This is a genomic window from Megasphaera sp. DISK 18 (genome assembly GCF_001682955.1).
GTDB lineage: Bacteria > Bacillota > Negativicutes > Veillonellales > Megasphaeraceae > Megasphaera > Megasphaera massiliensis.
The window spans coordinates 1-15,450 of record NZ_LUGJ01000031.1; the positions used below are offsets into that span (position 1 = coordinate 1).

Annotated in this window: 3 protein-coding genes; all 3 read right to left on the reverse strand. The window is 46.1% G+C overall.

All coding sequences use genetic code 11. From position 1 onward, the window contains the following. Window positions 1-2,588: ESPR-type extended signal peptide-containing protein (locus A0U42_RS06895; RefSeq protein ID WP_176698852.1), on the reverse strand; the 2,588-nt coding region annotated here is incomplete at its 3' end. A 283-nt stretch (window positions 2,589-2,871) separates the two neighbouring features. Then, entirely contained in the window at window positions 2,872-10,809 is a 7,938-nt protein-coding gene (locus A0U42_RS06900) for an ESPR-type extended signal peptide-containing protein (RefSeq protein ID WP_083122393.1), read from the reverse strand. 588 nt (window positions 10,810-11,397) lie between these two features. Continuing rightward, window positions 11,398-15,216, reverse strand: coding sequence for an ESPR-type extended signal peptide-containing protein (locus A0U42_RS06905; RefSeq protein WP_065360398.1), 3,819 nt, complete (start codon window positions 15,214-15,216; stop codon window positions 11,398-11,400). Window positions 15,217-15,450: the final 234 nt, after the last annotated feature.

Below are 15,450 nucleotides of genomic sequence, written 5' to 3' on the forward strand. Positions count from 1 at the left end.
AGTTTTCCTTCTTTAACGTATTTATCCTGCAAGCCGTTAATCTTAACTTCTTTGCCGTCTTGCATGGTCAAGGTAATGGTACCTGCACCGGCATCGGTGTATTCAACCTTACTCGAGCCAATCGTGCTGCCCTTGAGCTGACCAAGATTGACGATATCCGTGTCTTCTGTACCAGCTGCAACGTTGGTGATCTTGTTACCGCCGTTATCGAGGCCGGTATTGGACAACTTAACTTCCGAGACCGTCGGATTTTCTACGGCATCGATCGTCGTACCGTCAGCATTGGTGTAAACGTTGTTGGTTGCATCATAGGTAGCATCTGTTAAGTCAGAGTACCACTTGCCATCTTGGCCTTGAGTAAGAACATTACCGTCAGCATCTTTAGCTCCTGTAGGTGCAAAGGTAATGCTGCCGTCATTCAGGGCTAAATTCTTAGCTAACTTAACATTCAGTGTTCCCGTAGTATCATCGGCAACTACGCCAATATTATTATCCGTCAAAGAATCAACAGCGGTATTACCACCGACAATATTCAGCGTTTCACCTAAATCACGATGAACAACGGTATCACCATCACCTTTGAAGTTGAGACCGGCTTCGCCGACAGCTTTTAGCTGAGCCACGTTAACAGCATCAGTGTCTTCACTACCAGCCGCCACATTCGTAATCTGGCGAGTTAAGCCTGTTTCACTGTCACCGACAGAAACAGCGGCACCGGTTGCCTGCCATGTAGATACAATCTTATTGGCTGCTGATTCTTTGTCTTGTAAATCAGCACGAGCTGTCAAAAATTGTGTGTTGAGCGATTTTATTTCATTAATAATTTCAGATCGACGAGTATTATCATCCGTTGTGTCGTATTCATTTTCTAAATCAAGAATTTGTTGAGCTAAAGTCGCTACATTACTCCGTGCGGCAGTAATTTCAGTCTGCAAACTATCATAGGTGTCTTTATTATCGCCAAGCAGGATTTCTTGTGTCGTAATCTTATCACTTGGATCGTAACCCAAAACTCCGGAATTTACATTTGTTTTGGAATAGCTGCCGAGTGCTACGCCACCTTCAATATTAGCCGTTGAGTTTTCACCTAAAGCTGTCGCCGAGTTAGCAGTCGCATTAGCACCATAACCTGCTGCCGTAGCAAAATCGCCATCCGTCGTCGCTGCACTACCAAATGCACTGCCAAATTGCCCCTTAGCACTAGAACCAAAGCCAGCCGCCAAGGAATTAATACCGGCGGCCGTAGCTTCACTACCAACAGCTGTCGCCTGATAGCCTGTCCCCTTTGCTGTATGACCTATAGCAATCGATTCCAGTCCTGTTGCATTAGCATCACTGCCTACAGCTACGGTTGAATGACTGGAAGCTATGGCATAATCGCCCACTGCGACAGAACCAATCCCTTTTGCATTGGAAAAGTCCCCCAAAGCAATGGAATTATAATTAGTTGCTGCAGCTCTTTGTCCCATAGCCGTTGCGTTAGGAGCCGTTGCCGAGGCAAAAACACCGATAGCTATCGCATCGTCACCGGTAGCACCGTCATTATCTTTATTGTCATTATCACCGCGGGATTTTTCATTTATCGACACAAAAGAGATCTTATTGGCATCAACAGTCGAGCCCAAGGCTTTTAACTGGGCCACGTTGACGGCATCCGTATCCTGGGTACCGGCGGCTACGCCAACGATTTGACGGGTCTGTGTTGCCGTTGTAACCGCACCGGTAGAATCCACTGCTGAAACACCGATGGCTAAGGCACCCAAAGTAGCGCGCCAAGTCGGCGACGTTTGTTCCTCTTCAGTTAACGATACCGATGTAGGGATATAACCGCGCATACCAGACGTTACAATATTGTATGAATTGTACCCCAAGGCAATACCGCCATCAACATAAGCCCCTGCAGATTTACCGATAGCTAACGATCTGGCAAGATTTGCTCTGGCGCTTGGGCCGATAGCCATAGAATCAGTGCCCAAAGCATTAACATTGTCTGTATTGTCTGTATCCGTAGTCGATACGGCAAAATAATGGACTCTGTGCTTTTCAATCTTCGTATCTAATTTCTTTAATTGTGCGACGTTTACTGCATCTGTATCTGCATAACCGGCCGCCACACCGACAATCTGACGAGTCTGTGTAGCAACCCCAGCAGAGTCAGTAACACCTACAGACACGGCCCCCAAAGATGACCTCCATGGACGAGAAAAAATTTCAGTGCCATCAAATGACATATAACTTGGAAGATAACCTATTAAATTAGAATTAACATTGGCTACAGAACCAGAGCCAAGTGCTACCCCGTCGGTAGTATTGACGGTAGCACCTACCCCTATAGCAACACCGCTGGCATTAGAAGCCGAAGAACCGGTCCCCACAGCTACCCCGCTGCCGGATCCCGCCGTATTAGTGGCTGCCCCGGAAATACCGGTCATCCCCAACGAAAGGGCTAAGACCGTAAGTGTCACAGCCATTTTTTGACAGGACTGCGCTTGGACAGATTTTGTCTTTCCGCTGCGCTTTACCAGCTCCGACACAACGACATAACAATGTCTTACTTTACTCCAAATAACCTTATATTGTTTATTCATATTAGAGCCCCCTAGTCCGTTATATTCATAACAGTTAGATGTCATTTAAAACTAATTGTTGGTACATTCTTTCATTTTTAATTTTATATATGCGCATAACAGTTGTCAATTAATTGTCGATATTATTATTGCAATGTAATTATCAATTCGTTTTCAGTATAGGATAGCCTTATATTTCTAATAAAATATTTTTTGCATCAAAACAAAAAAGCACCGGAAATTCCCACATTACAAGGAATTTCCGGTGCTCCGGAAGCCATCGCAGATCGATGGTCATAAATCATTATTTATTTTTGCTCATCTCTGCCATAGCCGCCATCAATTCTTCAATCTTCTGGTTCTGTGCTTCAATCTGTTCATGTTGCTGAGATAAAGCTGATTCTAAATTATTAATTCTCTGTGCCATAGCTTGTTTCGACGGATAAATACCCGTTTCACCTTCACCAATTCTCCAGGTTACGCCGGCGTTGACCATGTTTTCACCGCCGCCGTAAGATGAACCGATACTGACCATGGTATCGTAGTTGGGGCGGTAGAAAGCACCGAGGGCAATCGCATTGGCACCTTTGTAGTTACCGACGCCGGCCGTGACTTCCCATTTTGAATCGGAGCTGTATTCCAACGGATGGAGAGCAGCCAAGGCTGCGGCACCGGCACCGACGCGATTGACACGACTGTCGAGTTTTCCGATGCGGCTATTCAGCTGGTTCATGCCCGTTCCGATGGCACTGATGGTTCTGTCGAACTGGCCTTTATTGATGGCATCCGTAGCTTCTGTCGCTTCACCCACATTATGAATCACGTTACCGCCCATGTTTACGTTGTTATTATTGATGGTAATGTTCTTCGACGGATCTTCATTTTTAACCGTAAGGCCGTCGTTGTTGATCGTCGTGTTGCCCGTCGTAACCGAACCGGTCGTAACCTTTTCGTTGGTGATGACCGTCTGGCTGTCGCCGGTTCCGATGGTGACGTTATCGTTGCTGATGGAAACGTTGCCGATATTGGCTTTTTCCGTTACCGTCAATTCTTTTGTTTCTACCGAATCGAGGCCTTTGAGGTCTTTAGCAAGTTTAATATCGAGACCGTTACTGCCATTGCCGACAACACCGATATTTCCATCAGACAACTTGTTGACGTCGGCACCACCTTTCAGATTCAACGACTCGCCCAGTTTAACTTTAGCTTCGCCGCTGTCTCCGGCAAAATCACGAGTGCCGACACCGATAGTATCCGTAATGCCTTTAACGGAATCCGCCACATCTTTCAACTGACCTTCTGTAGCGGCGCGGTCAGGAACATAGCCAGATTTCTCAGGATCCCATTTAGTGTTATCGAGGCCGGTGATGAATTTGCCATTTTCGGTAACAGGCTTGCCCTCAGCATCAACCTTATCCGTGCCGTCAGCATTCTTAACAGCGACGTCCTGATTACCCATTACAAGGCCGTTACCCGCTTCGCCAATTGTTAACTGACCTTTTGAACCGTCAACGCGCACTTGGTTATTGCCAGTCCCGGCAGTTACCGTTGAGTTAGTTCCGTCAATGACAACTTTATTAGAGCCGCCATCACCGGCACTGATGGTACCATCGTTGCCCTTAATAGCTACGTTATTACCGTCTTTATTGCCGAAGGAGAGGTCGTCACTTAAGGCAACTTCTGTGCCTGCACCATTAGGCAGCTCGGTCACGACAATATTTTTACCGCCAACCACCTTGTTAGCTTTAACGTCAGAAGAAATGCTGTCGTAAACAGATTTCAACTGATCTTCCGTCGCTGCACGGCCACTTACGATACCTTTATTATCAGGATCCCAAGCCGTATTAGTTAGCCCCGTGATGAAGTTACCCGTTTCATCGTCAACACCGTCTTTACTATATTTAACAGTTTGGTTGGCAATGTAAATGCCGCCGGTTACCACACCATCTTTCAAGGTGCCGCCAATACGGGCAGAATCGATACCAGTTAAATCTTTGGCAAGTTTAATCTTCAATACGCCATTGTCGGATACAACACCAATGTTATTATCAGTCAATTTAGCCTTATCGGCTCCGCCAAGGATATTGAGCGTTTCACCATTCTTCTTAGTGATAGCCGCATCATCGGTGGTATCGTCGCCGGTGAATTTCAGGTTTACTTTACTGTTAACGCCGACAATATCGTCCGTGGAAGCAATCTTATCTACTTCAATTTCTTCATCATCATTACGAGTAAGGGTTAATTTATTGTTTTCCAGTTTAGCGGCCTTGATATACTTATCCTGTAAGTCTTTAATTACAACTTTATTATTATCCTGCATGGTCAAGGTAATGGTACCTACACCAGTATCAGTATATTTAACTTCACTCGATTTTATAGTACTGCCCTTAAGCTGCTTCAAGTTAACGATATCCGTATCTTCTGTACCATCAGCTACATTGGTAATCTTATTGCCGCCATTGTTTAAACCAGTACTGGATAAAATAACGTTATTAAAGGTAATGCTGCCGTCACCCATGGTAAGGTTCTTAGCGAGTTTAACTTTAAGGGCATTATCTCCATCTTTCACGACGCCGATGTTATCATCCGTTGTGAACACTTCAGCACCACCGGTAATGTTCAAGGTCTGGCCATTGCCTCTGGAAATTTCAGCCGTTGTATCATCTCCGGTGAATTTCAGTGTTGTTTTGCCTGCTTCAGTTGCAGCCTCGGCAACTTGTTTGAGCTGTGCCACGTTAACGGCATCCGTATCTTGGGAACCTGCCGCCACACCTACGATTTGACGTGTACCGGTTGTGCTTCCCGTATTAGTGGTAACCCCAATAGATACTGCTCCCATCGTAGATTTCCAAGCAATACTTTCTTTTTCTGCATCGGTCAAGGCTTCACTGCTTGGGTTATATCCCACTTTTCCCTTAGCGATATAAGCGGTTGAATCAGCACCTAAGGCAACGGCACCTTCCGCTTCAACGACAGTTCCTGCACCTACAGCAACACCGAACGGACTAAAGAAAGTTGTTGCCTTATCACCGATAGAAACGGCTCCTGTACTCGTATCAACTTTTGAAGTATTACCGATAGCAATACCGCCTTTTGAGTCAACTACCATGCTATCCCCGGAACCAATCAAGATCCCGTTATCAGAACCTTCAATAGATTGTCTTATGGATTCACCGGTACCTACAACAATAGCATTTTTAGAGGTGTCAACACTTGTCATAGAACCGACAGCCCCACTAAAATCAGAATAGAATATACTTACATTTTGCCCAAATGCAGACGCCATTTTAGAATTTGTCACATCCGCATGAGAGCCTACAACGGTAGCATCCGGAGAATTTGCAATTCTTGATTGCGCTCCCACGGCAGTACCATAGGCCGACTTAGCATCAACGGATGATAAAAAGCCGACAGAGGTAGCAAAACTACTTCCGGCCTTAACAACATTGGTTGATCTATGGATGCTGCTGCCAATTCCAATTGCATTAGAACCGGTTACCGTCACATCATTGCCCAGGGCAATGGAAGCGTCTCCTGTTGCGCTTGCATTCGGACCGACGGCAATGGAATCACTGCCGGTGGCCCCTGTATTATCCTGATTTCCGGCTTTTGTAGATTTTACAGAGAAATACGAGATTTTATTCGTATCTACCTTGGTATTTAAAGCCTTAAACTGTTCCATATTAACAGCATCCGCATCATCTACACCTTTTGCCACATTGGTAATTTTCTTGCCACCGGCATTAATGCCTGTTGTCGTAACAGAAGGTCCTCCTGCTGCAACCGTCAAGCCTGATGCATTGATTGTTACCGCATCACCTACTTTGACACTATTCAACTCTGTAAGGTCCTTAGCCAATTTAACGTTCAGTATCCCCGTCGTATCGTCGGCCACTACACCAATGTTACCTTCGGTCAAAGAGGTTGAATCTGTATTGCCACCGACAACATTTAATGTGTCGCCTAACTCCCGATGAACAACGTTATCGCCATCGCCCTTGAAATGGAGGCCGGCTGAGCCTACTGCTTTGAGTTGAGCAACGTTTACCGCATCGGTGTCTTCACTGCCTGCTGCTACATTGGTAATTTGTCTCGTAGCACCGGCACTTCCTACGGAGACTGCACCAGATCCCGATTGCCATGAATCGATCATCTGTCTCTTCTCTCTTGCGGCAGGGAGGAATTCACTATGTTCAGCAACCCAGGCATTTATTTTATTTGCCGCCTCTGTTTGTTCTGCAGTAGTAGTTGCAGCATAATAGGCATTTATCAATCCGTTATATTCATCTTTTAAGGGGTCGATTATATTGGTAAGCTCGTCATATCTTGCTTTTTGTCCGACCGACTCCAGTGCTTTTTCCAGTGTGCTGTTATCGCCGCCTAAAGCGTAGCCTATTACCCCTTTTTCACGGTCTGCCACAGAGTAAGCACCGAGGGCGACGCCGTTCTCTACATTTGCCCGTGACTGATAGCCGAGGCTTGCCGCCCCTTTCGCATTTGCTTTGGCATAGGTACCTATAGCCGTGCCTTGTTCTTGTGCAGATGTCATTCCGCCGAAAGTAGCACCTTGTTTATAGGCTCTCGAATAAGCTCCGACGGCTGTATTTAAATAGGTTTCCCCTATTTTTCTCCAATCGGTCCCGTCCGACGTATCTTTTAAGAAATAAGCGTTAAGGCCGCTTGCTTCAAAGTATTTTTCCTGTTCTTCCGGAGAAAGTGCCTTATACGCATCTTCATCGATGTAGCCGTTGTGAGCAAAACTTTGGTATCCGATTGCTACAGAATTATTGCCCGCAGCAACGTTGGTCCTTCCGACAGACAGAGACTGGTATCCCCGCCCATTGGTATAAGCACCGAGAGCCGAGGAATTATCAAATTCAGCAATACTGCCGGCACCGAAAGCTGAAGCACCTTCGCCCAAGGCCTTGGCATCTTCGCCAACCGCTGATGATTGAAAAGCAAGAGCCTTCGACCAGTTCCCTATAGCGACGGATCCCTGTCCTTTGACCTGTCCGTAATTGCCTAATACGACTTGGGCAACACCGCCGAAACTTTTTGCCTCTTCTCCGATATATATACCGCTTCCTGCTTCGGCCGGATCAGTATCATAGTCTTTCGCCTTTCGACCGATGACGATGCTTCCGTGAGCGGATTCAGCGTTCTCACCGATAACAAGTGCATATTGAGAATTTACATTAAAGATTTTCGCACCGTCTCCGATGGCAATGGATCCCGTGCCGATTGTTGAAGCATTGCGCCCTATGGCAATCGAATTCGCACCGGTAGCACCGTCATTGTTCCAGTTCGTATCGGCCGGTTCAGCACTATCATCAGAGTTTACCGAGAAATAGTGTGTCGCCCCTGCATCGACTTTGGTGTCCAGTGCTTCCAACTGCGACATATTGACCGCATCAGTATCATTTTCGCCGTTTGCCACGTTGGTAATCTTCTTATCACCCGCATTGATTCCTGTGGTTGTAACAGAAGGTCCGCCAGTAATCGTCAAGCCCGATGCATCGAGTGTTACCACATCACCTAATTTGACATTGCTCAATCCTGTCAGGTTCTTCGCCAATTTGACAGAGAGAGTTCCCGTCGTGTCATCGGCAACCACTCCGATATTTCCTTCCGTCAGAGAATCTGTATCGGTATTTCCGCCGGTGATATTCAAGGTGTCTGCTAAATCACGATGAACAACGGTATCGCCGTCGCCCTTGAAATTGAGGCCTGCCGCTCCCACATCTTTCAACTGAGCTACGTTGACCGCGTCGGTGTCTTCACTGCCTGCGGCTACTCCCGTAATTTGACGATAGATACCTTCTCTCGGATTACCTACAGATACGGCAGAGTCGGTCGACATATAGGCGGCAAACATATTCTTCAAAGCTGTACGAGCTTGTGTCAATTTTTTATAGTCAGGGTCAGTTGAAGATATAATGCTACTCAAGGAATTTTCACCGTCATTATTTTCCTTAATCAGCCTCTGATATTCCTTGATTTTAGCTAAGCTTGCATTGTAGTCTGCACTGCCTTCGGTATACTTACTGAGGTTTGCCTTTTCAGCATTCAGTAAATCCTCATTTTTTTGCCTTTCACTGATGTAAGACCGATACTGTCTTTCTTTGGCTTGTAAATCGGAATAACTGTCAATGGTAGCCACTAACTGATTATATTCAGCCGTTTTGCCCAGTTTTTCTGCGATGGCCGCTCTCTCCGTCGATCCCAAGGTAGTGAAATAACCGATGGAGCCGGCCCTTCTATTTGCCAAGCTTTTATAACCTAAAGCAACGCCTCTGTCGACACTTGCTACAGCGCCCGAACCGAATGCCATGGAACCGACGCCGTTGGCCTGAGCAGCACTTCCCACAGAAATGGCATCTGTTACAGGAGCTTTGGCACTAAAGCCGACGGCAATGGAATCTACGCCGTTTGTCAATGTAGAAATACCAATATTAATACTGCGGTTGCCGTAATTTTTATTCCTAAATCCGATAGCAATATTGTTAAAATCGTTGTCACCGGTAATTTCATTTCTTCTGCCGATAACAATACCGTTCGATGCTGTATTTTCGTTGCCGTATACATAGGTATTATGTACCAACTTTTCCGTTACACTATCTGTCGTAGCATCGTAAGAAATATTTTTTATGGTATTTCCAAAGCCTGTTGCAATAAGATTCCAGTTGCCCAGACCGGTAGTAATGGTATTCGAACCAATTACAGCCGAATCTTTACTAAAGGTATTATCAGCTATCCCGGCCTGATCATTATCTTTGTTCGCATCTCTTTTTGTATTAATAGATACGTAAGAAATCTTATTATCATCAACTTTTGTATTGACAGCTTTTAACTGTGCTACGTTTACCGCATCGGTGTCTTCACTACCGGCTGCTACGTTAATAATCTGGCGGGTCATACTATCCGCACTGTTACCAACTGATACAGCGCCGTTACCGGAAACCCATGCCGAATTGAGCATACGATATTGCTTACCGGTAGTTCTGACAGTTTCTAATTTCGTTTTATTATTAGGATCCGCCTGATATTCAGCTACGGCTGCTTGCCATACATCAAATGCAGCTTTCATTTCAGCGGTTAAGGCAAAAGATTCCCCTGTAGATGGATCATATCCAAAGGTATCAGTTTTCCGATCGGCTACAGAGAATGCCCCTAAACTTACGCCGCCTGTAGCATTATTCACTTTAGCACTAGTCCCTATGGCAAGACCATAAACTGAATTGCTTGCACCCGAATAAGAGCCAATAGCCGTAGCATATAAAGAATTTTCAATTTTAGAAGATCGACCAATTGTCGTAGCATATTGTGACCCGCTGACATTGGCACCATAACCTATTGCTGTTGAATCCGCAGAATTTGTCACATTAACGCCCAATCCCAAAGCTGTTCCATTTTTCGAATTTTTCAGTTCAGCAGCTGCCCCAATGGCGGTTCCGTTTGTTGAACCGGTTATATTGGCATAACTCCCCAGAGCAGTTGCATATTCCGAAGTATTCACTTCAGCATTAGTCCCCATAGTAGTGGACCCTTTAGAATTTTCTCCTACATACGCAGAAGCACCAATAGCAATACTGTAATCACTATCTATCTTTTGATATCCTTTAGAAGGATCATTTTCTACTTTTTCCTTACCACTTCCAATAGCCACTGAACTTGCTTTCATAGCACTCGCATGATAACCAATAGCAACAGAGCTATTATTTGCCGTAGCCTCGGCGCCAGCCGCGAAAGAGTATTGCCCAGCATATGTGTTTAAACCAATTGCCGTTGCTTGCTGCACTGCCGCTACACTGTTTTGCCCAACTGCCAAACTACCGGCGCCGGTTGCTTTAGCATCATTATACGGCCAGCCAGCCGGGAACATATCAATAAACTTAAGTCCGATTTGTACATTTGAACCGTCTTGAGTTAATTTGATTCCTCTACCAGCCAGTAAAGTAACGGTATCAGTGGATGCAATTTTTTTCGAATCACCGGTTGCTGTCGCTTCTACGTCTGTAGCAGAGTCTGTTCCGCGTGCAACAGCCAGAGTCCAGCCGTCATCTGCTGCATAGGTCATGCCTGTCATTCCAGCACAAAGAGCCGCTACAGTCAAAACGGCCGCAACGGTTTTACCAGCGTTCAAGTTCGTGGATACGGGTTTACTATGACTCTTTGCTATTTCAGAAACTACGATGTAGCAATTCTTTACTTTGCTCCAAATGACTTTGTAAATCCGATTCATATCGCTTGCCTCCTATAAGGTAATGGTAAGTTTCACTCCATCATCAAAAATTAAGTATGTACCACTATTCTGTTTTCTAAAATACATTATTAAATTATTTTATTACATTTTGATAAATAAATATAATTGTAATATAAAAAACATAAATAAAGTACGTGCATCCCTCCACAAATTAAATTAACCGCCGAAATATCCGAATATACCGAAAATTCGCCAGCGATTCAAAACAATAAGTGTTTTATTTCTCTATGTTATCATTCTATATATTTCCTACAATTTTGTCAATAAAGTATATTATATGTGTAATTTTAAAATCAATTAATAGCTAGTCAACGGCCATCTTACCATGTATTTATAAATAATTTAAAAATAGAACACGTAAAGCACTATACAGCCAAAAACAAATTTTCAAGATAGCATCTTCGTTTCAGTCCCCATACCTTGGCATACCTAGCGCTGTTGTTTTTTTTCAATTCTTCAAGGCGCTTTACCCCTGATCTAATTTCACAAAACAAAAAAACACCGGGGATCCCATATTTCACGGGATTCCCGGTGCTTCGGAGGCCATCTTACGATGGACATGAACACTTATTTATTTTTGGTTAACTCAGCAACAGCTGCCATCAATTCTTCAATTTTCTGGCTCTGTGCTTCGAGTTTGTCATTCTGCTGAGATACGACAGATTTCAAGCTGTCAATTTCGTTAGCCATAGCTTTCTTGGACGAGTAGGTGTTGCTCGAGCCTTCACCGATTCTCCAGGTTACACCGGCGTTGACCATGTTTTCACCGCCGCCGTAGGAGGAACCGATGCTGAACATGGTATCGTTGTTGGGACGATAGAAGGCACCGACTGCAACAGCGCTGGCACCGCGGTAGTTACCGACACCGGCAGCTACTTCCCAACGGGAATCGGGATCGAAATCCAAGGGATGAAGGGCTGCCAAGGCGGCTGCACCGGCACCGACGCGGTCGACACGATCGTCGAGTCGATTAATGCGGTTGCTCATTTCACCCATGCCGTTGCCGATATTGGTAACGACGTTGTTCAACTGGCTGACGTTTACGGCGTCCGTTGCGGCTGTACCGGCAGCTACGTTATGGATCTGGTTGCCGCCCATGCTGACGTTGTCCGACGTAACGGCAATGGATTTGGACGAATCGCTGCTGTTGGCAATGGTAAGGCCGCTGTTATTGATGGTCGTGTTGCCCGTTACGACAGAGGAAGTCGTTACCGTGTCACCGGTAATGGACGTCGTCGTATCGCCGGAACCAACGGTAATCTTATTGCTGGCGGTCAGTGTCTTGGTGTCTACACTGTCAAGGCCGGAGAGCTTGGACGACAATTTAATGTCAAAACCGTTGCCGGCTTCGTTGTTTACAACACCGATGTTGCCGTCGGTCAAAGAGCTGGTATCAGCACCGCCCTTGAGGTTCAAGGTATCATCTTTACCGAGTGAAATTTGTTCACCCGTATCGCTGACGAAGGTACGTTTTGCATTGTTGATTTCACCAATGCTGGTGTTGATGTCGCTGATATTGCCTGCGATCTGGGCCAACTGACCTTCCGTTGCAGCACGGTCAGCTACATAATTATTCGGATCCCACGTCGTGTTATCGAGGCCGGTGATGTACTGACCGCTTTCAGTAGAACCATTAGTTGTTGTAACACTCTGGTTGCCCATTACGATACCGCCCTTCGCTGCATCACCGATGACGACCTGGCCTTTAGAGCCGTCGACCGCCACCTGATTAGCACCGGTACCGGCTGTAACCGTTGCGTTGCCGCCATTTACCGTTACTGCGTTGGCATCGGTACCTGCACTAATGGTGGAAGTCGTGCCGTCAACCGTTACCTGCTGCGTTGCATCCGTAGCGCTGTTTACCGTAAAGGTATCGTTTAAGTTAATCTTATTGTCGTCACCTACGGTAATGTTTTTACCGGATGTCAACGTAATTGCCGTTACATCATCACTCAATTTAGTAGACAAGGCTTTGAGCTGTGCTACGTTGACAGCATCCGTATCCAAAGTACCGGCTGCGACGTTGGTAATCTGACGGGTAATGCCCGTTTCGCTGTTACCGACGGATACAGCAGCTCCGGTGGACTGCCAGGTGGAAACAAGCTGGTTGGACTGAGTCTGAAGGCTGGCCAATTCAGTACGAGCCGTAGCAAGTTCTTCTTCTTTGGCCGTAATCTGAGAATTGATAGACGTAAGGTCATCACCGGTAGCGGTGTTCTTTGCCGTCTGCAAGGCGACGATTTCGCTGGACAAGGAGTCTACTTTAGACTGAGCCGTAGCGATGTCGGACTGAAGCTGGGTGTACGTTGCCTGATTGCTGCCCAAGATATCGGCCTGAGACGTAATCGTGCCGCTCGGATCATAGCCGATGACACCGGAGTCTACGTTAGTTTTGGACTTGCTGCCAAGAGCTACACCGCCGGCAATGTTAGCCGTCGTCTGGTCGCCCAAAGCGCTGGCCGATTCAGCCGATGCATTAGAGTAGAAACCTAAGGCCGTGGCATATTTACCATTGGTAGAAGCCTGGCTGCCGATGGCACTGGATAAATGGCCTTTTGCACGAGCCGTGAAGCCTACAGCCAAGGTATTGGTGTCGTAAGCTTCAGCACCGCCACCGATAGCTGTATTCTGATAGCCGTAAGCTTTTGCATCAGTACCCATAGCCATGGAGAAACTATACTTATCAGATTCTAACGGATTGATTAAACGTTCTTCACTAACTGTGTTTTTACGTTCGTTCGGAACGGAAACGTCAGAGCTCGTGCCATCGCCGGAAGATTCTGCACCTACATAGGCACGGTCACCAAAGGCTAAAGAGTAAATACCGTTTGTTTCGGCACGGTTACCGATAGCCGTGGAGCTGGTGTTATTCGCTTTGGCCAAATAACCCATAGCAATGGCGTTTCTGGCAGAGGCAGTAGCAAAATTACCAAGAGCCATAGAGAGATACTCAGTAGCAGAAGAGTTTTGACCTAATGCCATAGAGGAAGAAGCGGTTGCTTTAGAAGAAATACCGAGGGCTACCCCACCATTGGCAGCCGTAGACGTCGAACCGATGGCAATAGAAGTCGCACCGGAAGAAGAAGAACGGTTACCGATAGCAATCGAGCCTGAACCAGTAGAGGACGCCTGATTACCAAGAGCTACAGCACGTTCACCACTGGCAGTCGTGTTAACACCCAAAGCAGTAGCTAAATTACCGGCAGCTTTAGAAGCGCCACCAATCGCTACAGCATTAGTACCCGTAGCACCGTCATTATTTTTATTACCAGTTAATGTAGAGTTCACGGAAACATAAGAGATTTTATTAGCATCAACCGTATCGCTCAAAGTGCTAATATTAGAGTTTACATTGCTTTCCAAGGCTTTAAGCTGAGCTACGTTAACCGCATCGGAATCGGCAGCACCGGCTGCAACGTTTGTAATACGGCGGCGGTTTTCAGCTACCGTCTTACCGCTGGCATCGGTATAAGAAGCATTACCTACGGATACGACACCATTGCTGGCCGAGAAGGCTTCATTTGTCAAATAGCCGGTAGTCGCAACATCGGTCGTGTCTGCTAAGGAATTTTGACCTAAGGCAACGGAATTGCTGGACGCAGCGGACGCACTTTTACCGATAGCGACGGAGTTGGCAGCCGTGGAAGCAACATTAGCGGCGTTACCGATAGCGATAGCACTATTACCGGCTGCAGCGGAGTTATAACCCAAAGCTGCAGAGTACGCACCGGAAGCTGTAGCACCGTTACCATATGCAGAAGCACTGGAGCTGGTCGCTTTGGATTGGTAACCGACAGCGGTCGTATAGTAATTGGTTGCTTGCGCTTGATAACCGGAAGCAACGCCATAATTACCGGATGCGTTTGCCTGGTAGCCGGAAGCCAAGCTGTAATCAGCAGTTGCGGACGCAGATGCGCCAAGGGCGGTACTGTATCTCGATGATGCTTCAGCGCTCGGTCCAATAGCGACGCTACTAGATCCGGATGCCTTAGATCTATTACCAATGCTTATTGCCGAAGAATTGGACGCAGCCGCACTGCTGCCAAGAGCTACGGTATTGCTACCGGACGCTGTAGTGTTATAGCCAATCGCCGTTGAAGCCGAACCGGTGGCTTTCGCTGAATTACCTACAGATGCCGCCATATACGTGGTTGCTTCAGAAGATGTACCAACAGCCACGCCGGCGCCGGTGCCTTCCGTATTGGCAGCCGCACTGGCCAAACCGGTCACGCCCATGGACAGAGCCAGGACCGTAAGAACAGCAGCTAATGTCTGGGCGGGCTGAGATTTTATCGATACAGCCTTGCCGCTTCTCTTCGCTAATTCCGAGACGACGACATAACTGTTTTTTACTTTACTCCAAATGACCTTATATTGTTTGTTCATATTTAGTTTCCCCTTATAAAAATAATTTAAATTTATCTATTTCTTAATTGTTTATCTAATCGAACTTTCTAAATAGTTAAGAACTTGTATCTCTTAGTTTTCTTGATTTTACACTAACTTGACAGAATTTGTCAACAAAACATTTTAGAGAATCTATATTCAAAACGAACTGTATATTGCATCTCAGTTATAGCTCATAGATTTAATCCTTTCTGTTTTATTTTTAACACAAAA